This is a genomic window from Tessaracoccus sp. MC1679 (assembly GCF_014164775.1).
Taxonomy (GTDB): domain Bacteria; phylum Actinomycetota; class Actinomycetes; order Propionibacteriales; family Propionibacteriaceae; genus Arachnia.
Map to the genome: position 1 here is coordinate 57,788 of NZ_JACJGB010000005.1, position 21,617 is coordinate 79,404.

At 68.9% G+C, this 21,617-nt stretch carries 18 protein-coding genes; 12 read left to right on the top strand and 6 right to left on the bottom strand.

Annotated elements, in window-relative coordinates; translation table 11 throughout:
* Nucleotides 1–29: 29 nt before the first annotated feature.
* The 5 genes from H5398_RS09210 (at nt 30) to ilvD (ending at nt 6,204) form a co-directional block, all read left to right on the top strand.
* Nucleotides 30–2,216, top strand: coding sequence for an amino acid ABC transporter substrate-binding protein/permease (locus tag H5398_RS09210; RefSeq protein WP_370586100.1), 2,187 nt, complete (start codon nt 30–32; stop codon nt 2,214–2,216).
* A gap of 17 nt (nt 2,217–2,233) precedes the next feature.
* Complete coding sequence (locus tag H5398_RS09215; protein ID WP_182784375.1) at nt 2,234–2,956, top strand: amino acid ABC transporter ATP-binding protein; 723 nt, start codon at nt 2,234–2,236, stop codon at nt 2,954–2,956.
* Between the two features lie 28 nt (nt 2,957–2,984).
* Nucleotides 2,985–3,395, top strand: a complete 411-nt coding sequence (locus tag H5398_RS09220; RefSeq protein ID WP_182784244.1) for a pilus assembly protein CpaE — start codon at nt 2,985–2,987, stop codon at nt 3,393–3,395.
* A gap of 77 nt (nt 3,396–3,472) precedes the next feature.
* Nucleotides 3,473–4,270, top strand: a complete 798-nt coding sequence (locus tag H5398_RS17790; RefSeq protein ID WP_182799798.1) for a sulfurtransferase — start codon at nt 3,473–3,475, stop codon at nt 4,268–4,270.
* 95 nt (nt 4,271–4,365) lie between these two features.
* On the top strand, nt 4,366–6,204 hold the full coding sequence (gene ilvD / locus H5398_RS09230) for a dihydroxy-acid dehydratase (RefSeq protein WP_182784240.1): 1,839 nt from the start codon (nt 4,366–4,368) through the stop codon (nt 6,202–6,204).
* Nucleotides 6,205–6,222: 18 nt separating this feature from the next.
* On the opposite strand, the gene H5398_RS09235 is transcribed toward ilvD, so the two are convergent.
* Genes H5398_RS09235 through H5398_RS09245 form a run of 3 tightly spaced genes read right to left on the bottom strand, consistent with a single transcriptional unit; the run spans nt 6,223 to nt 8,836 of the window.
* Nucleotides 6,223–7,365 carry a magnesium and cobalt transport protein CorA gene (locus tag H5398_RS09235; RefSeq protein ID WP_182784238.1) on the bottom strand — a complete coding sequence of 381 codons (1,143 nt, stop codon included), beginning with the start codon at nt 7,363–7,365 and terminating at the stop codon, nt 6,223–6,225.
* A 35-nt stretch (nt 7,366–7,400) separates the two neighbouring features.
* Nucleotides 7,401–7,886 (bottom strand): DedA family protein, encoded by a 486-nt coding sequence (locus H5398_RS09240; RefSeq protein WP_182784236.1) that lies wholly within the window; start codon nt 7,884–7,886, stop codon nt 7,401–7,403.
* 44 nt (nt 7,887–7,930) lie between these two features.
* Nucleotides 7,931–8,836: an AEC family transporter gene (locus H5398_RS09245; protein ID WP_182784234.1), complete on the bottom strand. Its 906-nt coding sequence runs from the start codon at nt 8,834–8,836 to the stop codon at nt 7,931–7,933.
* 73 nt (nt 8,837–8,909) lie between these two features.
* Here H5398_RS09245 and H5398_RS09250 point away from each other — a divergent pair, with 73 nt between their 5' ends.
* The 5 genes from H5398_RS09250 to H5398_RS09270 are packed head-to-tail and all read left to right on the top strand — an operon-like array spanning nt 8,910 to nt 15,798.
* On the top strand, nt 8,910–9,797 hold the full coding sequence (locus tag H5398_RS09250; RefSeq protein ID WP_182784371.1) for a hypothetical protein: 888 nt from the start codon (nt 8,910–8,912) through the stop codon (nt 9,795–9,797).
* Nucleotides 9,798–9,835: 38 nt separating this feature from the next.
* Nucleotides 9,836–10,240 (top strand): pyridoxamine 5'-phosphate oxidase family protein, encoded by a 405-nt coding sequence (locus H5398_RS09255; RefSeq protein WP_182784232.1) that lies wholly within the window; start codon nt 9,836–9,838, stop codon nt 10,238–10,240.
* Nucleotides 10,241–10,249: 9 nt separating this feature from the next.
* Nucleotides 10,250–11,122: a universal stress protein gene (locus H5398_RS09260; RefSeq protein WP_182784230.1), complete on the top strand. Its 873-nt coding sequence runs from the start codon at nt 10,250–10,252 to the stop codon at nt 11,120–11,122.
* On the top strand, nt 11,119–14,928 hold the full coding sequence (gene hrpA / locus H5398_RS09265) for an ATP-dependent RNA helicase HrpA (RefSeq protein WP_182799799.1): 3,810 nt from the start codon (nt 11,119–11,121) through the stop codon (nt 14,926–14,928). The genes H5398_RS09260 and hrpA overlap by 4 nt, the downstream gene beginning before the upstream one ends.
* A 21-nt stretch (nt 14,929–14,949) precedes the next feature.
* Nucleotides 14,950–15,798, top strand: a complete 849-nt coding sequence (locus tag H5398_RS09270) for an acyl-CoA thioesterase II (protein ID WP_220489319.1) — start codon at nt 14,950–14,952, stop codon at nt 15,796–15,798.
* Between the two features lie 77 nt (nt 15,799–15,875).
* Here the strand turns inward: H5398_RS09270 and H5398_RS09275 are convergent, their stop codons facing one another.
* Complete coding sequence (locus tag H5398_RS09275) at nt 15,876–16,808, bottom strand: RNA polymerase sigma factor RpoD/SigA (protein WP_182784224.1); 933 nt, start codon at nt 16,806–16,808, stop codon at nt 15,876–15,878.
* 184 nt (nt 16,809–16,992) lie between these two features.
* On the opposite strand from H5398_RS09275, the gene H5398_RS09280 reads away from it, so the two are divergent.
* On the top strand, nt 16,993–18,393 hold the full coding sequence (locus H5398_RS09280; RefSeq protein ID WP_370585803.1) for an RNA polymerase sigma factor: 1,401 nt from the start codon (nt 16,993–16,995) through the stop codon (nt 18,391–18,393).
* Here H5398_RS09280 and H5398_RS09285 read toward each other — a convergent pair.
* A complete protein-coding gene (locus H5398_RS09285) occupies nt 18,381–19,115 on the bottom strand; it encodes a glutamine amidotransferase (protein ID WP_182799801.1) in 735 nt (244 codons plus the stop codon). The two genes, H5398_RS09280 and H5398_RS09285, sit on opposite strands and share 13 nt — an antisense overlap.
* Entirely contained in the window at nt 19,112–20,254 is a 1,143-nt protein-coding gene (locus H5398_RS09290) for a YbdK family carboxylate-amine ligase (protein ID WP_182784218.1), read from the bottom strand. Before H5398_RS09290 ends, H5398_RS09285 begins: the two co-directional genes overlap by 4 nt.
* A gap of 150 nt (nt 20,255–20,404) precedes the next feature.
* Here H5398_RS09290 and H5398_RS09295 point away from each other — a divergent pair, with 150 nt between their 5' ends.
* Nucleotides 20,405–21,610: an amino acid aminotransferase gene (locus tag H5398_RS09295; protein ID WP_182799802.1), complete on the top strand. Its 1,206-nt coding sequence runs from the start codon at nt 20,405–20,407 to the stop codon at nt 21,608–21,610.
* Nucleotides 21,611–21,617: the final 7 nt, after the last annotated feature.

The following is a 21,617-nucleotide window of genomic DNA, read 5'->3' on the forward strand; positions in this document are numbered from 1 at the left end:
CGAGGGCGCCCGGGGAGAGGAACGCCACTGTGAGAAGTCTGAATCTGTCGGGTCACGTGCGCAGGCTTTCCGCGGCGGTCGCGGTGCTGATGATCGGCGGCTTCCTCGCGGCGCCCGTCGCGCAGGCCGCACCCTCCCCCAACCCCGATGTGGTGGGCAAGACGTTCGCGATCGCCACCGACACCACCTTCGCGCCGTTCGAGTTCCGCGACACCAGCGGCGAGCTGACCGGCATCGACATGGACCTGATCCGCGAGGTGGCCGAGCGCGGTGGCTTCACCGTAGACATCAAGTCGGTGGGCTTTGACGCCGCCCTGCAGTCGTTGCAGTCCGGGCAGGTCGCCGGGGTCATTGCGGGCATGTCGATCACCGACGAGCGCAGACAGACGTTCGACTTCTCCGATCCGTACTTCGAGTCCGGCATCCAGATGGCGGTCAAGCAGGACTCCACCATTGCGTCCTACGAGGACCTCCGCGATCAGACTGTCGTCGCCAAGACCGGCTCGGAGGGCCTGAGGTTCGCCCAGTCCATCGCGGGTGAGTACGGGTTCACGGTCAAGGCGCTTCCTCAGGCAGACACCATGTACTCCGAGGTCAATGCCGGCACGGCAGCGGCGGTTTTCGATGACTACCCGGTTCTGGCCTACGGAATCAAGCAGGGCAACGGACTCAAGACCGTCACCGCCAAGGAGCCCGGAGGGTCCTACGGATTCGCGGTGAGCAAGGGTCAGAACGGGGCCCTGCTCGCCGAGTTCAACGCGCAGCTGGCTGCGATGAAAGAGGACGGCACCTACCAGCAGATCCTCGACGAGTACCTGGACGACGGCGGGGGCGGTGCCGGTGGCGAGCCCGCCTCCGGGATCGATCCGCTTGTCGCCGGCAAGACCTACGCGATCGCCACGGACACCACGTTCGCGCCCTTCGAGTTCAGAGACGCCAGCGGTGAGCTGACCGGTATCGACATCGATCTTCTCTACGCCATCGCCGAGCGCAAGGGGTTCGAGGTCGACGTGAAGTCGGTGGGGTTCGACGCGGCCCTCCAGGCCCTGCAGTCCAACCAGGTGGCGGGTGTCATCGCCGGCATGTCGATCACCGACGAGCGCAGGGAGATCTTCGACTTCTCCGATCCGTACTTCGATTCGGGCATCCAGATGGCGGTGAAGGGGGACTCTGCGATCGCAACGTACGAGGACCTCGAGGGTGAGACGGTCGTCGCCAAGACGGGCTCGGAGGGGTTGGCCTTCGCCGAATCGATCAAGGACCAGTACGGCTTCACAGTCAAGGCGCTGCCCCAGGCAGACACCATGTACTCCGAGGTCAACGCCGGCACCGCGGCCGCCGTCTTCGATGACTACCCGGTATTGGCCTACGGCATCAAGCAGGGCAACGGGCTCAAGGCCGTGACGCCCAAGGAGCCCGGAGGCCAGTACGGGTTCGCCGTGAACAAGGGGATGAACCCCGAACTGCTCGCCGCGTTCAACGCCGGCCTCGCCGAGATGAAGGCCGACGGCTCCTACCAGGCCGTGCTCGACACCTACCTCCAGGCGCCGACGGAGACTGGTCGCCTGGGCTTCATCGACCTTCTCGTCACCAGCCTGCCCGCCCTGAGCAAGGGCATGCTGATGACCATCGCGGCCACCGCATTGTCCCTGCTGTTCGCGCTGATTCTCGGTCTGGTGCTCGGGTTCTTCAAGGTCGGCGGAAACGCGGTGCTCAACGCCATCGCGAGCGTCTACGTCGACATCTTCCGCGGGACGCCGCTGCTGGTTCAGGCGTTCTTCATCTACTTCGGGCTGCCGACGCTGACCGGGGTGAAACTCGACGTCCTTGTGGCCGGCATCCTGACGCTGGCCCTCAACGCGGGCGCGTACATGACAGAGATCGTCCGCGGCGGCATCCAGTCGGTGGATCCCGGCCAGCTCGAGGCGGCCCGTTCACTCGGCCTTCCGTGGATGACGTCCATGAAGAAGGTGGTGGTTCCCCAGGCGGTGAAGATCATGACGCCGTCGTTCATCAATCAGTTCGTCATCACGCTGAAGGACACGTCGCTGCTGGCGGTCCTTGGCCTGGCCGAGCTGACCTATCAGGGTCAGCAGATCATCGCCAACAACTTCCGATCCGCGGAGATCTGGCTGATCGTGGGTGCGCTGTATCTCATCGTCATCAAGGCCCTGACCATGCTGTCCAACGCCGTCGACCGGAGGTTCAACAAGTGACCACGCAGACCAGTCCACTGCTCGAGGTCAAGGACCTGCGCAAGTCCTTCGGCACGCTTGAGGTGCTCAAGGGCCTGGACGTCTCGATCCGAGAGGGTGAGGTCGTCACCGTCATCGGACCGTCCGGTTCCGGCAAATCCACGTTCCTGCGCTGCCTGAACAAGCTCGAGGAGCCCACGAGCGGCCGCATCGTCTTCGAGGGTCAGGACCTCACCGATCCCAAGACGGATATCGACGTGGTCCGTCAACGGATCGGGATGGTCTTCCAACACTTCAACCTGTTCCCGCACATGACGGTCGCGGAGAACATCATGCTGGCCCCCGTCCAGCTCAAGCGGATGTCCAAGGCTGAGGCCCACGACAGGGCGGTCGAGCTCCTCACCCGCGTTCAGCTGGCTGACAAGGTGGACGCCAGACCGGCACAGCTCTCAGGTGGGCAGAAGCAGCGCGTCGCGATCGCGCGGGCGTTGGCGATGCGGCCGGATGTGATGCTGTTCGACGAGGCCACCAGCGCCCTCGACCCCGAAATGGTGGGGGAGGTGCTCGCGGTCATCCGCACGTTGGCCGCGGAGGGCATGACCATGGTGATCGTGACCCACGAGATGGGATTCGCCCGCGAGGTGTGCGACAGGGTCCTGTTCATGGCAGAGGGCAGCATTGTGGAGGAGGGCCCGCCGTCGGAGCTGTTCGGCTCCCCACGGGAACCACGGACGCAGGACTTCCTGAGCAAGGTCCTGTGACCCGCCACAGGCACGAAGGAGAAGAGAGATGATTTCACGTTCGACGGCCGAACGGTTGGCGAGCGCCGGGGTGGTCTGGAAACCCGCGGAGGGGGACCGGTTCCTGGTTCAGGCGCTCGACCTCGAGGACGAAGTGTTCACGCTGGCCAACATGGTTGTGGAGGCCAGAGACCACGCCACGGGGACTCTGCTGGCTTTCAACGGCACCACCGAATGGGCGTTGGACTCGGTGCCGGCGGACAAGGCGCTGTGGCTGCCGCGCGAGGACCAGTTGCGCGAGCTGCTGGGCGGCACGTTCCGTTCGCTCGGCAGGTCACAGACAGGCGAATATGCCGTCGTGATCGAGATCCCGAGCCAGCCCGCCCGTTCCTTCATCGCCGACGATCCCGCCGAGGCATACGCCGCCGCGCTGCTGGCGCTGGTGTCGGCCGCGCGCTGACCGTCCCGGCTGCTACCGGGGCCGGCCTGACCTTGGGCGGGCCCCCAGCCAGGAAGCGGGGGTCGTAGGCTGGGCGCGTGATTCCTCCAGTCGTTGACCAGAGCTGGCTCGCCGCCCATCCCGACGCGATCGTCGCAGACGTGCGCCACTACCTCGACGGGCGCTCGGGCCGCGACGCCTACGCCGCCGGCCACCTCCCCGGGGCCGTGTTCGTCGCCATGGACGACGTGTTGGCGGACCCGCCGTCGAAGGCCCGCGGGCGTCACCCGCTCCCGGACCCGGCCACCTTCGCCGAAGGCTTGGCCCACCTGGGCATCAGCGACACGGACACGATCGTGGCCTACGACGACGCGGGCGGGGCGATGGCCGCCCGCCTGGTGTGGCTGCTGCGCATCCTCGGCCACGACGCAGCCCTCCTCGACGGGGGCATCCAGGCCTGGGACGGCCCCCTCACCTCGGAGGTGCCGAAGCGACCCCATGGGGAGTTCTCCGTGAGGTCCTGGCCGGACTCCGCCCTGGCGGACATCGAGGAGACCGCGGCGGGTGAGTTCGTCATCGACGCCCGCGGACCCGAACGCTTCCGCGGTGAAGCGGAGCATCTGGACCCCAGGGCGGGCCACATCCCCGGGGCGCGCAACTATCCGATGACCGGCAACCTCACCGACGGCTGCCGATTCAAGACCCCCGGGGAGCTGCGCGAGCGCTTCGCCGCCGTCGACGACGCAGCCGCCGTCATCTCCACCTGCGGCTCGGGCATCACCGCTTGCCACAACCTGATCGCGATGGAATACGCCGGGCTCGGGAGGGGGCGGCTCTACCCCGGCTCCTGGTCCCAGTACAGCCACACGTCCCGTCCCCTCGCGACGGGGGAGTAGCCGCCGCGGACCCAGGTCGGCCGCGGACCAACCGGGCGCGGTGACGGCCGGAGGGTACCCTTGGTGGGTACGAAGCCTGCCCTTGGAGGATCCTCATGCCGGCACTCCGGTCCCGCACCACCACCCACGGCCGCAACATGGCCGGCGCCCGCGCCCTCTGGCGCGCCACGGGCATCACGGACTCGGACTGGGGCAAACCGATCGTCGCCGTGGCCAACTCCTTCACCCAGTTCGTGCCGGGCCACGTCCACCTCCGCGACATGGGCAAGCTGGTCTCCGAGTCCATCGCCGAGGCGGGCGGCATCGGACGCGAGTTCAACACCATCGCCGTCGACGACGGCATCGCGATGGGCCACGGGGGCATGCTCTACTCCCTGCCCAGCCGCGAACTGATCGCCGACTCGGTGGAGTTCATGGCCAACGCGCACTGCGCGGACGCTCTGGTGTGCATCTCCAACTGCGACAAGATCACCCCCGGCATGTTCCTGGCCGCCCTCCGCCTCAACATCCCCGCCGTGTTCGTCTCTGGCGGCCCCATGGAGGCAGGCAAGGCCGTGGTCAAGGAGGGCGGCGTCGTGAAGTCGCTGGACCTCGTCGACGCCATGGTCTCGGCCGTGGACCCGAGCGTCACCGACGACGAGTTGGGCCGGATCGAGGCCAACGCCTGTCCCACCTGCGGTTCCTGCTCCGGCATGTTCACCGCCAACTCCATGAACTGCCTTCTGGAGGCGGTCGGCCTCGCGCTTCCCGGCAACGGGTCGACGCTGGCCACCGCGTCGGCCCGCAAGGGCCTGTTCCAGGAGGCCGGCCGCCTGATCGTCGAGCTGTGCCGCCGCTGGTACGACGAGGAGGACGCTTCAGTCCTTCCGCTCTCCATCGCCACGAAGGCGGCCTTCTCCAACGCCATGAAGCTGGATGTGGCGATGGGTGGCTCCACCAACACGGTGCTGCACCTGCTGGCCGCCGCGCAGGAGGCAGGCGTGGACTTCACCATGGACGACATCGACGCCATCTCGCGCGTCACGCCCTGCCTGGCCAAGGTGGCGCCCAATTCGCCGAAGTACTACATGGAGGACGTGCACCGCGCCGGTGGAGTGCCGGCCATTCTCGGCGAGCTGTACCGGGGAGGCAAACTGGACGACGCAGTGTCGACGGTCCACTCCCGCACCATGGAGGAGTGGCTCGGCAGCTGGGACATCCGCAGCGGCAAGGCCACCCCCGCGGCGGTCGAGCTGTTCCACGCCGCCCCCGGCGGAGTCCGCACCACCGAGGCATTCTCGTCGACCAACCGCTGGGAAACGCTGGACACCGACGCCGAGGGCGGCTGCATCCGCTCCGTCGACCACCCCTACACCCTGGACGGCGGTCTCGCGGTACTCAAGGGCAATCTGGCCCCCGATGGCGCCATCGTCAAGACCGCGGGGGTGCCGGAGTCCCAGTGGGAGTTCACCGGGCGCGCCGTCGTCACCGAGTCCCAGGACGACGCAGTGGAGGCCATCCTGGGCAAGCGGATCCAGCCCGGCGACATCGTCATCGTCCGGTACGAGGGTCCCAAGGGCGGCCCCGGCATGCAGGAGATGCTCTACCCCACGGCGTACCTCAAGGCGCTCGGCCTCGGACCGCAATGCGCCCTGATCACCGATGGCCGGTTCTCAGGAGGCTCCTCGGGCCTGTCCATCGGCCACGTGTCGCCTGAGGCGGCCTCGGGCGGTGCCATCGGTCTCATCGAGGACGGCGACACCATCACCATCTCCATCCCCAACCGCTCCATCACGCTCAACGTGGACGACGCCACTCTCGTTGCGCGCCGCGCCGCGCAGGACGCCGCCGGTTGGGCGCCGAAGGCCCGCGAACGCGAGGTCTCCACGGCCCTGAAGATCTACGGCATGCTGGCGCAGTCCGCGGACAAGGGCGCGGCCCGCAAGCTCTCCTGAGGGCTGTGGAGGGGAGCGCTACAGCCAGCCCTTCAGCTTGAACACCGTGTACATCCCCACGCCGGTGACCAGCATCAGCGCCAAGGCGAACGGGTAGCCCCACACCCAGGCGAGCTCCGGCATGGTGTGGAAGTTCATGCCGTAGGTGCCGGTGACCAGGCTCGGCACGAAGAGCACACCCGCCCAGGCGGCGATCCGGCGCGTCTCCTCCGCCTGCTTGAGGCTGGCGGCGGTCATGTTGCTGATCTCCTCGTTCTGCCGCTGGGCCTGGAGCGAGATGTTGAGGTCCAGCGTGCCCTTCAGGGTCTCGCGGAGGGCGTCGATCCGCTCGATCATGGCGATGGCGTGGTCCTCGATGTCGCGGAGCTCCTGGCGTCTGCGCTCGCCGGCTGAGGCGAAGACCCGATCTCCCCGGACTCCCTCGATGATCTGTTTGAGGGGCCGAACCGCGCGCTGGAAGTCGATCACCTCGCGGGAGAGCTGATAGATGCGCCGCGACACCCGCGAGCTGCCCGTGAACACCTGGGTCTCGATCTCGTCGATGTCGTTCTCGATGCCCATCGCGACGGGGGTGTAGTCGTCGACGATCCCGTCCAGCAGCCGGAGCAGCACCACGCTGGGACCTTTGGCCAGCACCGACGGCGTGCCCTCCAGCTCCTGACGGACGCGGGTGAGGTCCGGGGTCTCCGAGTGCCGCACCGTGACCACGAACCGGTCGCCGACGAAGGCGTGGACCTCACCGAAGTCCACCGTCTCGCTGCGGTCGATGTACTGCGCGGCTCTCAGGACCAGGAACAGCACGTCCTCGTAGCGCTCGAACTTGGGCCGCTGATGCGCGGTGATGGTGTCTTCCACGGCCAGGGGGCTGAGCCGGAACTCCTCGGCCAGCAGCGACATGTCCGAGTGTCGCGGGCGGTAGAGCCCCATCCAGGCGAATCCCTCGGGATGCTCGTCGAGCAGCCGGAACGCCTCCTCGAACGTGCCCGGCGTGGCGATCCGCCGACCCGCCACGTAGATCCCCGCGTCGACGATGCAGCTGGCCGCCGTGCGGGGCACAGTGTCGACGGCGACGGGCTCCGGGGCGGGTCGGGCGGGGGACGGGACGGTGGGCCGCAGGCGCAGCGAGCGCAGCAGCCGGTCCGTGCGACCCTGGTCCGCCATGACGCCTCCTGCCGCAGTGGTTCGACGGGGTGAGACTACTCTGCGGGCACCGCAGCCGGGACGCGGTCGCGGCGGGACACCGCCCAGACGATGCCGGCAGCGGCCAAGGCCAGCACTGCGAGCGTCAGTGCCGGGGAGCGGCCCCACAGCGCCTCGACGGCCAGCCAGCCGATGAACCCCACGGTGCCGTACATGAAGGCCCACATCATGCAGCCGACGGTGACGGCGGGAAGGTAGCGCCGCAGCGGCATCCGCGCCACCCCGGCGGCGAGATTGACCATGGTCTGGATGCCGATGGTGAGGAACGACAGCGACACCGCCGGCGCGCCCCACCTGTTGAGCCACCGTGCCCCGGTGGCGTAGTGCCTCGATTCGAGGAGCCTCTCCCACCGGCTGCGCCGGGCCCCGGCCGCCAGCGCCCGCCCCAACCAGTAGGTGCCGTTGGCGCGCAGCATCACGATCACGAAGAGCGCGAGCACCACGACGGCGAACGGTGCGTCCCATGTGGTGGGATCGAACATGGTGCTCCCAGAAGAATGGCCGGCGGAGCCGCCAGTCTACCGGCTCACCGCAAGAGGGCCCCGGCCGCGACGATCACGGGCACGCTGAGCAGCATGGACCAGAGCGTCGTGGCCTGCACAAGGCGCACGCCCACCCCGTAGCGCACGGCGTGCACGAAGACCACCTGTGCCGTGGGGAGCGCCGCCAACACGACGGCGGCACGCAGCGGGGTGCCAGACAGCCCGAGGGCGAGTCCGAGCAGCAACGCCACGGCGGGGACCACGAAGGACTTGGTGAGGATCGCCGCCACCGCTCTGCGTGACAGCTGACGCGGCAGCGGGCTCGAATGCAGCGACATGCCGAACGCCAAAAGCATCGCCGGGATGCCGAGATCGGCCAACAGGCCCACGGGCGCCCACACCATGGCGGGAGGCTGCAGGCCGCTGAGGTTGAGGGCCAGCCCGCCGACGCCGCCGAGGACCAGTGGATGGGTGACGAAGCTGCGCACCACGGAGCGCCCCCGCCCTGAGGGGGATGACTCCAGCACGGCCACGGCGGTCGGCTGCAGCACCAACACCTGGAGCAGCATGGCGGGCGCCGCCCACGCCGGGTCGCCCAGGACGAAGGCGGCGATGGGGATGCCGAGATTGCCCGCGTTGACGTAGCTGGTGGCGAGGTACCCCATGGTGGCTTCGGCGCGGCCCGTGCGCCACCGTCGGGCCATGACAAGCGCGAACGTGAGCCCGGTGGCGATGCAGGCCCCGCCGAACGCCACCACGTGCCATCCGAACAGGAGCTCCAGGTCAGCCTCCGCGACCGCGACCAGCACCAGGGCGGGCTGGCCCACGAAGAACGCCACGTCCCCCAGGGCCCGCTGGGCCGAGCGGCCCACCAGGCGGGCGCGCGCCAGCACGAACCCCACGGCCATCACCAGGCCGATCGTGCTGAATCCCTCGAGCGCTGCCCACATGCCGCTCAGCCTAGGCACCAGCGCGGACGCTGGTGTTTGCTAGGTTGACGCAGGAGGAGGTGGAGTGACCACCATGGCCGACTATCAGGACTTCGATTTCGACGTCACCCAGAGGCACGCCTGGGCGGAGTTCACCCTCCGCCTCGACGAGGTGCTCTCGGTGATGGACGCCAGCGCAGACCTCACCATCTCCGTGGCCAACACCGACGCCGCCGCGCTGCGCCCCGGCCTGCGTTTTTCGATGACCTCGCCCCTGGTGGTGACTGCTTACGTGATCGGCGCAGACGACGGTGCGCCCTCTCCGGCGGAGGCCGCCGCCCTGCGGGAGCTGGGCTGGGGCGCGCCGGATGAGAGCTCGGACAGCTACCACACGGAGGCGGACCAGGAGTCGTCCTCCACCCTCGCGGAACTGGCCACCCAGACGCTCACGGGGGTGTTCGGGGTGCTGCACCCCGTCTTTCTCGAACCGGACCAACTCGCCGAGATCCTTCAGGGCAACACCGCATGGGCGCCGCTGTCCCCACGGAAGCTGTCGCGGGAGGAGACCGCCGTCATGCCGGGGTCGCGGGCGGAGCTGGACTCGCTGGTCGACGAGGAGCTCCGTCGGACCTACCGGCACCCCACGCTGCGCAACGAGCTGGGCGACGTGGCCATCCGCGTGGGCTCCACCATGGTGTTCCTGCGCTCCACCCCCGACGGCGCCGAGCTGGTCCTCTTCTCGGCGCTGGTCCACGACGTCACGGGCCGGTCGAGGGCCTGCGAGGTGCTCAACGACCTCAACGTCGAGTCCCGGTACGGGCGGTTCGCGCTGCACCGGGACCGGGTCTTCGTCCAGCTGTCGGTGGCGGCCCAACCCTTCGTGCCGGCTCATCTCCACCAGGCCCTCTCCGCCCTGAGTCAGATCGCCGACGGCATCGACGACGAACTGGCCACCAAGCTGGGTGGCCGCACCACGTTCTGACGGCCGCAGCCGCCTCTGGTGAGCACTAGAGTGGAGTCATGACGACGGACCCCCAGGCAGTGACCTACTTCTCCCGGCTCGACGCCGATGAGTGCTGGGCGCTGGTCTCGGACGCGGTGGTCGGGCGCGTCGCGTGGAGCTCCCCCGAGGGGATCTCCGTGGTGCCGGTCAACTTCCGTGTCGTCGAGGGCGTCATCGTCTTCCACACCACGCACGAGTCGTTCCTTGCGGGCCTGGCGGCGCCCACGGAGGTGGCCTTCCAGGTCGACGAGATCGACCAGGAGACCGCAACGGGATGGTCCGTGCTCGTGCGCGGGATCAGCGGGCCGGCGGACGCCGCGGTCTCCAGCATCAGCTGGCTCGAGGGCGGCCTGACCGTAGGGCTGGCCATCACGGCAAGCACGATCGCCGGCCGCGTCGTCTCGGGAACCTTCAAGAGTTAGGAGTCCACCATGACTGAACGCACCACACCGCTGGTGGTGGTCGGAGTCGACGGAAGCGACGACGGTCTGCGCGCCGTCCGGTTCGGCACCGGCACCGTGCTGCGCTACGGCGGGGAACTCCTGCTCGTCAACGCTGTCGACGACACCCTGATGGCAGGCGCCTGGGGCGTCGTCTACGACCCGGAGATCCTGCAGTCCGCCGGCGCCACCGCCAACGAACAGGCCAAGGATGTCGCCCTGGAGATGGGCCTCGCCGAGGACAAGATCAAGACCGAGGTGGTGATGGGCTCGCCGGGCGGCGTGATGTCGCGGCTGAGCGAGGTAGCGGACCTCGTCGTGGTGGGCCGCCGGGCCGCCACCGGCCTGGAGCGCATGTTCGTGGGCTCCACCTCCGTGGCCGTGGTGGCCAACGCGGCATGCCCGGTCGTTGTCATCTCGGCAGCGGCCCACCCGAATCCGGTGGGCGGTAAGGGAGTCGTGGGCGTGGGCCTGCAGACGGATCCCGGCTCGGAGACGATCCTCGAGGCAGGCTTCCTTCAGGCCGAGCGGCTCGGCGCGAAGCTGGAGATCGTGCACGCCGTCCAGCCCCCCGTCGGCCTGTTCGCCCGCAAGCTGAGCCCCAACCAGCTCGACGAGCAGGTGCGCTTCGCGAAGGGCGGCATCGAGGCCATCGCCAAGACTGTCGCGGAGAAGCACCCCGGCGTCGCCTACGAGGTCCTCGTGGCGGCGGACAGCCCCATCAACGAGCTCGTCAGCCGCAGCGCCGGCTACGACCTGCTGGTGCTCGGGGTGGGGGAGTCCCACATTCCGGGCTTCAGCCTCGGTGGGCTGATGCGAGGGCTGATGGCCCACGCTGAATGCCCGCTCTTCATCACTCGATGACGCTGCCGCCACCCACGGACCAGCCCGTCATCGAAGTCGTCGCGTCGCTGCCGATCGCGGCGGAGGCCGAACGCATCGCGGGGCTCATCCGCGACCATCAGGTGGTGGTGGTGGCCGGGGAGACCGGCTCCGGCAAGACCACTCAGCTGCCCAAGATCTGCCTCCTGGCGGGGAGGGAGCGGATCGCCCACACCCAGCCGAGGCGGATCGCCGCCCGCACCGTGGCGCAGCGGATCGCGGTGGAGTGCGGCGTCGAGCTGGGCGATTTCGTCGGCTACCAGGTGCGTTTCACCCGGAAGGTGACGGCGCAGACCAGGGTCAAGGTGATGACCGACGGCATCCTGCTCTCGGAGCTCACCCACGACCGCCTCCTCAGCCGCTACGACACGATCATCATCGACGAGGCCCACGAGCGTAGCCTCAACATCGACTTCCTGCTCGGCTACCTCAAGCAGCTGCTGCCGCGGCGGCCCGAGCTGAGAATCATCGTGACCTCGGCCACCATCGACACGGCCCGTTTCTCGGAGCATTTCGACGGCGCGCCCGTGGTCGAGGTGTCGGGGCGCACCTTCCCTGTCGAGACGCGCTACCGGCCGCTCGAGGAGGACCAGGACGAGATCGACGCGATCGCCTCCGCTGTGGAGGAGATCGTCACCGAGTCCGCGGTGGGCGACATCCTCGTCTTCCTCAGTGGGGAACGGGAGATCCGCGACACCGCCGAGGCCATCGACAAGCTGGGCACCGGCCTCGACGTGTTGCCGCTGTACGCCCGGCTCTCGTCCGCCGAGCAGCAGCGCGTGTTCCAGCCGCACAGCGGCCGGCGGGTGGTGCTCGCCACCAATGTGGCCGAGACCTCCATCACGGTGCCCGGGATCCGCTACGTGGTTGACGTCGGCACGGCCCGCATCTCGCGCTACTCCGCGCGCACGAAGGTTCAGCGGCTGCCCATCGAGCCGGTCTCGCAGGCCTCCGCCAACCAGCGCGCCGGCCGCTGCGGACGCCTCGGCCCGGGCATCGCGATCAGGCTCTACAGCGAGGAGGACTACGAGTCGAGGCCGCTGTACTCGGAACCCGAGATCCTGCGCACCAACCTCGCCACCGTCATCCTCCTTATGGCGCAGGCCGGTCTGGGCGATGTCGAGTCGTTCCCGTTCGTCGAGGCGCCGGTGGTCTCCCAGATCAACGACGGTGTTCGGGTGCTCACCGAACTGGGCGCGCTGCACCCCCGCAAACGCCACGACCACGTCCGGCTCACCCGCACCGGACGCATGCTGGCCCGGCTGCCGGTGGACCCGCGGCTGGGCAGGATGCTGATCGAGGGGTCCAGGCGCCACACCCTCGGCACGGTCCTCGTGGTGGTGGCCGGTCTGACGGTCCCGGACGTCCGTGAGCGTCCCGCGGCCTTCCAGGCGCAGGCGGACCAGTCCCACCGTCGTTTCTGGGGCGTCGAGGACGCCGCCCAGCCGGCCACGGACGGCGCGCCCCTGCGCCACACTGCCCACAGCGGCACCCGCAAGGACAGCCCCGCCAAGCCCACCCTGGAGGGCGGCGACTTCGAGGTGCTGCTCAACATCTGGACCTATTTGAGGAAGCGTCGCCACGAGCTCTCCGGCAACGCGTTCCGGCGGATGTGCCGCGAGGAGTACCTCAGCTTCATCCGGTTCCGCGAATGGGAGGATCTGGTCTCGCAGCTGCGGGAGGCCGTCAAGGAGCTGGACCTGGACGCCTCAGGCCGGGGCCCGATGCCGGACGTGCTCACCTGCCTGCTGACCGGGCTGTTGTCCAACGTGGGGCTGGTGGAGCAGGAGAAGGCCAAGCCGCAGCCGGGCAAGCGCCGCCCGCTCACGCTGTATCAGGGCGCACGGGGGGCGCGGTTCGCCATCCAGCCCGGCTCGTCGCTGGCCCGCTCCACCCCGCCGCTGGTGATGGCCTTCGAGTTGGTGGAGACGTCTCAGCTCTGGGCGCGCACGGTGGCGGAGGTGCGGCCGGAGTGGATCGAGGAGGTGGGCGGGCACGTGCTCACCCGCACCCTGTCCGAGCCCCGATGGTCCTCTCGCTCCGCGAGCGTGGTGGCCAGCGAGCGGGTGACGCTGTTCGGGGTGCCGATCGTCGCGGGCCGTCGCGCGGACTACGCCTCCGAGCACCCGGTCGAGGCGCGTGAGATCTTCCTGCGCAGCGCCCTGGTCGAGGGGGACTGGGAGACGCGCCAGCCGCTGGTGGCGGCCAACAGGGCAGTCCTGGACGAGGCCACGAAGATGACCGACAGGATGCGGCGCCCGGATCTCCTCATCTCCGACGAGGCGCTCTACGAGTTCTACGACGCCCGCATCCCGCCAGACGTGGTCTCGGGCGCCACGCTGGACAAGTGGCTGCGGGGGATCCCGCGCGAGCAGTGGCCCACCCTCATGATCGACGACGCGGTGGTGGACGCCACCCAGCTTCGGCCATCGGACTTCCCGGACAGGTGGACCGTCGGTCAGCACAAGCTACCCATCCAGTACGTCTTCGATCCGGGAGCAGGCGGCGACGGCGTCACCATCACCGTGCGCCTGGAGCTCCTCAACCAGCTCGACGGCGCACGCTTCAGCTGGCAGATCTCCGGACTGAGAAGGGAGCTGGCCACCGAGCTGATCCGCTCCCTGCCCAAGGCCCTGCGGACCAGTTTCGTGCCCGCCCCGGACTTCGCGGCCAAGGCGCTGGCCTGGCTCGCCGGACGCGAGGAGGTCGGACAGGGGAGCTTCACCGACGCGCTCGGGCGGGCCCTCACCGCCCTCACGGGCACCGTCGTCGACGGCGCGAACTTCCACCCGGAGCTGCTCGGCAGCCACCTGCGCCCCACGTTCGTGGTGATCGACAACGGCCGCGAGGTCGCCCGCGGCGACGACCTGGACGCGTTGGCGGCCCGGCTGGCACCCAAGGTCGCGGCCAAGCTGACCGCCTCCGCGGGGGAGCGGGCCAGCACCGGCCAGCGGGCCTGGACCTTCGGGGCCATCGCCAAGGAGACCGCCGTGGGGAGGGGGGTGGTGGGGTACCCGGCCCTCGTCGATGAGGGCACCACCGTGGGGCTGCAGGTCCTGGACTCCCCGCAGAAGGCCGCACGCTCGCACACGCTGGGCGTCCGCCGGCTCCTCACCCTCACCAATCCTGACCCCACGAAGTGGGTGGTGGGACACCTCGGCAGGCAGGAGAAGCTGTCCCTGGCGGACTCGGCCTACCCGACGGTGCCCGAGCTGCTCGCCGACGCCTGGTTGAAGGCGGGGGAGCAGCTCGCCGCGGAGCAGGGCCCCATCGTCGAGGTCCGGACCGAGGCGGACTACGCGCGGGTCGCCCTGGCCGTGCGTCAGGAGTGCCCTGGGCGCACCCGTCAGGTGGTCTCCACGGCCGCGCAGGCGCTGGCGGCGGCGACTCAGGCCAGGCTGCTGCTGCCAGGTTTTCCCGAGCAGGCTCCGGTGCGCCGCGATGTGGCCGCGCAGCTGGACAACCTCCTGTTCAACCGCTTCATCTCGGCCACGCCCGACCCCTGGTTGGCTCACCTTCCCCGCTACGCGCAGGCCGCCGTCGCCAGGCTGCGAGCGGCGGCTGAGCAACCTGAGCGCGACGCGCGGCTCCAGGCGGAGATCGACGAGGTGGAGGACGCCTACGCCGAGCTGACCGGCTCCCTGCCCAGCGGCCCGCTGCCCCCGGCCGTGGAGGAGATCGCCTTCCTCCTGGAGGAGTTCCGGGTGAGCCTGTTCGCGCAGCAGCTGCGCACCGCGGTGCCGGTCTCCGCCAAGCGCATCAGACAGGCCATCCGCCAGGCCCGATGATCAGGCCCGATGAGTGGCACGATGGTGCCCGTGCCTAAGGACGTTGCCGAGCTCATCGCGTTGTTCGACCTGCAGACCATCGGCGAGAACCGCTTCCGCGGGCCGCACCCCACCACCTTGCTGCAGCGGCTCTTCGGTGGACAGGTGCTGGGGCAGACGCTGGTGGCCGCCGCCCACACCGTGCCGCCGGACCGACTCGTGCACTCCCTGAACGCCTACTTCCTGCGCCCCGGGGCCATCGACCAGCCCCTGGACTTCGAGGTGGAGGTGATGCGCGACGGCAGCACCTTCAGCAACCGGCGCGTGGTGACCCGTCAGGGGGATTCGGTGATCTTCCAGATGACCGCCTCGTTCCAGAAGCCCGAGGAGGGCCTCAGCCATTCGGCGTCCCCGCCCGGCGACGTCGGCGTGCCGGAGTCCTGTCCCTCGCTGCACGAGGTGCTGGAGCGTCGCTTCGGTGCCAGCGTGCGGCTGGTCTCCGAGTGGGACGCCCTCGACGTGCGGCTCGCGGCCAGGCCGGACCTGGTTGAGGGCGGCGGCAATATGAAGGCGTGGATCCGGACGAAGGAGCCGATGCCGGAGGATCCGCTGCTGCACGCGGCGGTGCTGGCCTACCTCTCCGACATCACTCTGCTCAGCGTCTCGACCGTTCCCCATGCGGTGGAGTTCCTGTCCCCGTCGATGCAGGCCGCCTCGATCGACCACGCCATGTGGTTCCACCGCCCGGTGCGGGTCGACGAGTGGCTCCTCTACGACATGACCTCGCCCTCTGCGTCCCACGCGCGCGGCTTCGCGATGGGGCGCTTGTTCCAGGACGGCCAGGCGGTGGCGTCCTGCGCCCAGGAAGGGCTCATCCGGGTCCTCTCCTGAGCCCGGACGAACCGTGGCCCGCACCCCGGGGGAGGGGGCACGGGCCACGGCGTCTGGAGGAACCAGCTAGCGCAGGGTCAGGCAGCGAGTCCCTGGCCGGCGCGCAGGGTGGCCAGCGCCTGCCGCTCGATCTGTCGGACCCGCTCGGCGGTGATGCCCCAATGCACACCGATGTCGGCGAGCTTGGCCTGGCGGCCGTCGAGGAGGCCGTAGCGGCGGCGCACCACATCCTGGGACCGTTCGTCGAGGCTGGAGAGCATGCCCTCGAGCCGGGCACGGTCCTCGGCGTCCAGCACCATCTCGTCCGGACCGGGCGAGGTCTCGCGGGCGATCAGGTCTCCCAGAGCCGTGTCGCCGTCGGCCTCGACGGGGGCGTCGAGGGAGACGTGATCCCGCGAGTAGCGGATCAGGTCCACGATCTTGGACTCCTCGAGGCCCAGCTCATCGGCGATCTCAGCCAGCTCCGGCTCGCGGCCCAACTGGCGTTCGAGGTTGCGGCGCACGGCGGAGACCTGGTTGACCTGCTCGGCCACATGCACGGGAAGCCGCACGATCCGGCCCTGCTGGGCGATGCCCCGCGAGATGGCCTGACGCACCCACCATGTGGCGTAGGTGGAGAACTTGAAGCCCTTGGCGTAGTCGAACTTCTCCACAGCACGGATCAGGCCGGTGTTTCCCTCCTGGACAAGGTCCAGCATGGGCATCTGGGAGCGCCCGTACTTGCGGGCGACGGAGACCACGAGCCGCAGGTTGGCCTGGATGAAGCGCTGCATGGCGCGCTCGCCGAGCACGGCAAGCTCCTGCAGCTCGTCATCGGTGGCCTGCACCTCGGAGGTGGCAACCCCGTCGAGGATCTGCTGGGCATAGAGCCCCGCCTCGATCTCGCGGGCCAGGTCTACTTCCTCGAGGGCGTTGAGCAGGGGAGTCTTGGCGATGGCGTCGAGGTAGAGGCCCACCGCATCCTTGCCGTCGATGCCGTCGTTGGTTCGTGTACGCGCAGTCGTGATCATATCTCTGGAAACCTTTCGCACAGTCGTCACCCGGAACAACGCGCGAGAGGCCCCGAGGGTTCCCGCTGCGGGCACTCGAACGAAGAACTGCGACCTGGGTCTGACTCGCGCGGCCCCGAACCCTGACCAGGGGTGGGGGTTTCCCTGGCCGATCCGTTTGAGTGGCCGGTTTTCGCGTGCAAGAATGGGGCGCGTCACCCTTGACCAAAGCGGGGCGACGCACGCGCTGAAATCCCTAGTGGCCCGCGAGAGGACCAATGTGACCCAGGACGCTGAAGGAACCGGCAAGCCTACCCGCACACGCAGGGCCGCCGAAAGCGCGACGTCCGCAGTTCCGGCCACCACCCGTCGCACACGGGCGGCCGCCAAGCCGGCCACCGCGGGCCAGGCCGCACCCAAGACCGCTACTCGCCGCGGCAAGACCGCGAAGGCCGAGGAGCCCACCATCGCCCAGGCCTCCACTGGTGAGGTCGAGGTCCAGTTCAAGCGCGAGGGGGAGGACGTGGTTCTCACGGTCGGCGGAAAGAAGCGTTCCCTCGACGAGGTGGACGACTCGACGTTCAACGAAGCCAGCGAGGCGCCGCTCGTCAAGGAACTCGTCGAGGAGGAGGGCTTCGCGCTCTCTGACTCCGACGACGCCGACGAGCCCGAGCAGCAGGTGGTGTCCGCGGGTGCCACCGCGGACCCCGTCAAGGACTACCTCAAGCAGATCGGCAAGGTGGCGCTGCTCAACGCCGTCGAGGAGGTGGAGCTCGCCAAGCGCATCGAGGCCGGCCTCTTCGCCGACGAGCGGCTGCACTCCGCCGAGACCAAGGTCAGCCCCGGAGACGTCGAGGATCTGGAATGGATCGCCGAAGACGGGCGCCGCGCCAAGAATCACCTCCTCGAGGCCAACCTCCGCCTCGTCGTCTCCCTCGCCAAGCGCTACACCGGCCGCGGGATGCTGTTCCTGGACCTCATCCAGGAGGGCAACCTCGGCCTCATCCGCGCGGTCGAGAAGTTCGACTACACCAAGGGCTACAAGTTCTCCACCTACGCCACGTGGTGGATCAAGCAGGCGATCACCCGGGCCATGGCGGACCAGGCCCGCACCATCCGCATCCCGGTGCACATGGTGGAGGTCATCAATAAGCTGGCGCGCGTCCAGCGCCAGATGCTGCAGGACCTCGGCCGCGAACCAACCCCCGAAGAGCTCGCCGTCGAGCTGGACATGACGCCCGAGAAGGTCGTCGAGGTGCAGAAGTACGGCCGCGAACCCATCTCCCTGCACACGCCCCTGGGCGAGGACGGGGACTCGGAGTTCGGTGACCTCATCGAGGACTCCGAGGCCGTGGTGCCCGCTGACGCGGTCAACTTCACGCTGCTCCAGGAGCAGCTCAACGACGTGCTTGACACGCTCAGCGAGCGGGAAGCCGGGGTGGTCTCGATGCGCTTCGGGCTGACCGACGGTCAGCCGAAGACCCTCGACGAGATCGGCAAGGTCTACGGCGTCACGCGCGAGCGCATCCGCCAGATCGAGTCCAAGACCATGTCGAAGCTGCGCCACCCGTCGCGCTCGCAGGTCCTCCGGGACTACCTGGACTGAGCCGCCAGCTCCACGAAGTTGCGCAGCATGCCGTGCACGGCGTGGGTGATCGTCGAGGACTCGGCGAACGCCACCAACTGCTCGGTGTCGGCCGGGTCGAAGTACCCCGCGTCGCGGTAGATGCGGATCCGGGCGGCCAGGCCGGCCGAATCCAGCTCCGGATGGAACTGGGTGGCATAGACCCGCCGCCCGATCCGGAACGCCTGGATCGGGCACGCCGCGCCGGTGGCGAGCACGGTGGATCCCGCAGCCGGGACCCGGCAACCCTCCTTGTGCGCGGTGAACGCATGAAAGGAGTGGGGGACGCCCTCGAAGAGGGGATCCTCGCGGCCGTGGGCGGTGAGTGTCGCGGTGACCACGCCCACGTCCTCGCCGACGCTGCGGTCCACCACGCCGCCCAGCTGCGCGGTGATGGCCCCGACGCCGTAGCAGAGGCCGAGGAAGGGGAAGTCCCGCTCCACCACCTCGGCGATGACGCGGCTGAGGTCTGCCTCGACGCGCTGCTGCAGCGGTGACTTGTCGGTGTCGCTGGCGTTGTAGGGTCCACCGCCGAGGAACACCCCCGAGAACTCGTCCAGCCTCGGCGGCGCCATCGGGGCTTCCTCCACGCGGATCTGGAGCAGTTGGTCATCCCGGAGGCCGGCGAGGCGAGCGATGGCCTCCCACTCGCCCAGGGCGGCGTCGTCCTCCGGGCGGGTGCTGAGCAGCAGGAAGGGCTTCATGTGGGCTCCTTGAATGAGGGAGCGCCGGCGCGTAGCTCCTCTATGACCGCCCGGGTCACGGCCACAGGGTCGCCGCCGTTGGCCGCGGCGACCCGGCGCTGGCGCAGGTAGCTCGGGCCGAGACGGACCAGGTCGGCCACGTGGGCGAGGTTCTCGGCGCAACCCAGCTGGTCCGCGATCGGGGTCAGCTCCTCCACCCAGCGCAGGATGCCGTCGCTGATGTGGATGAGGTATTCATCCTTGCGGGGCGTGATGATGTCTGCCGCAAGGCCGTACCGGGCCGCGCGCCACTTGTTCTCGCGCATGAACCAGAACGGCAGGCGGTCGATGGGCTCGCCCGAGGCTATGGCCCGGGACATGCGCTCCACCAGGCACTGGTTGAAGGCCGTCAGCGCGCCGAGCTCCATCAGGGTGGGCACCGAGTCCATCGTGCGGTTCTCGACAGTGCCCCAGGTGGAGGGCCGCACGTCCCACCTGATCTCAGAGGGGTTCTGGATGAGGCCCACACCCTCGAGCTGCGAGGCGTACCGCTCCAACTCCTCCCAGTCGCTCATGTGGTAAGGGAGGCCGTTGGTGGGCAGCTGCTGGAAGACCATGGTGCGCTGGGACGCGAACCTGGTGTCCTCGCCGATCCAGAACGGCGACGAGGCGGACAGCGCGATGAAGTAGGGCGCGAACCGTGCCATGCCGTAGACGATGGGCAGCGCCTTGGCCCGCTGGTCGATGCCGGTGTGGATGTGGAGCCCGTTGATGGCCATCTGCCGGCCCCACCACGCGTTGCGCTCGGTCACCCGCCGGTATTGGGCCTTGTCTCCGGGCAGTTGGCGGGTGGGATCGCCGAACGGATGCGCACCCGCGCCCAGGAGCGTCAGCCCCTTCGGCTCCAGCAGCTCCAGCGCGAAGTCCAGGTGCTGGCGCATCTCACGCACCGCTGAGGGCACGGTCTCGTGCACTCCCGAGACCAGCTCGATCATGCTCGTGAGGTACTCGGAGCGGATCGGCCCGTCGACCGCGTCCTCGACCTTGGACAGCACCACATCAGCGGCCGGCACCTGCTCCATCGTGTGCGCGTCGACGACGGCGAGCTCCCATTCGATGCCGATCGTCGACTGCTTGGACTGCCCGAACTTGATCCTCATTGAGCCCCTCCTCGCTGCAGGCGCTGGTTGCAGCGACAGTCAGAGCCCCAAGTCTGACACCTCGGGCCCCCTCGCGGCGGGCGGTGTGCGGGGATCTGGACAGCAGGCCAGTTGGCATTAGGCTGGCCACCGAGGAAAGAGGTGCCCACCATGAAGCTGTTCGATCGTGTCGAACTTGCCCCCGCTGACCCCATTCTCGGACTCACCGAGGCCTTCGTCGCCGATCAGCGCCCGGAGAAGGTCAACCTCGGGGTGGGTGTCTACCTCGACGAGACGGGCAAGCTTCCGCTACTGGAGTGCGTGCGCACAGCCGAGCAGCGGATCGCGGCAGAGTCCAAGCCCAAGGGGTACCTGGGGATCGAAGGGATGCCCGCGTACCGCGAGGCCGTCAGGTCGCTGGTGTTCGGCCCAGGGGCTGAGGCCGTGGCTGAGGGGCGCATCGCCACCGCGCAGACCCTGGGCGGGACGGGCGCGTTGAAGGTGGGCGCGGATCTCCTCAAGCAGATCGAGCCGTCGGCCACCGTCCTGATCTCCAACCCCAGCTGGGAGAACCATCGCGCCCTCTTCACGCGCGCCGGGTTCAGGGTGGACTCCTACCGCTACTACGAGGAGGCCCTGCACGGCATCGACTTCGACGGCATGCTGAACGATCTGCGCCTGGCGGACCCCGGCACCGTCGTGTTGCTCCACGCGTGCTGCCACAACCCCACCGGGTACGACCTCTCAGCGGAGCAGTGGGACCAGGTCATCGAGGTGCTGCGCGAGCGAAACCTGATGCCCTTCCTGGACATGGCGTACCAGGGCTTCGGCTTCGGCATAGAGGAGGACGGCGCCGTCGTCGCCAAGTTCGTGGCCTCGGGGTTGGAGTTCTTCCTCGCCACGTCCTTCTCGAAGTCGTTCAGCCTGTACGGAGAGCGGATCGGATCGCTGTCGGTGATCACGTCCTCGCCGGACACGGCCCGCCGGGTCCTGTCGCAGCTGAAGATCTGCATCCGCACCAACTACTCCAACCCGGCCACCCACGGCGCCGCGTTGGTCACCACCGTGCTGGAGGACCCGGAGCTGCGGCGCGGATGGGAACACGAGCTGGCCGGGATGCGGGACCGCATCAAGCAACTGCGGCGCGGACTGGTGGGCGCGCTCGAGGCGCGCGGCGTCAACGACATGGGGTTCATCGCGGCACAGCTCGGCATGTTCAGCTACTCGGGCCTGACCAAGCCCCAGATGGTTGCCCTGCGCTCCGAGTACGGGATCTACGGCACCGACGCCGGGCGCATGTGCGTGGCCGCGCTCAACGACGGCAACCTCGCCTACGTTGCCGACGCCATCGCGGCGGTGCGCACCTCCGGGCGCTGATCGGTCC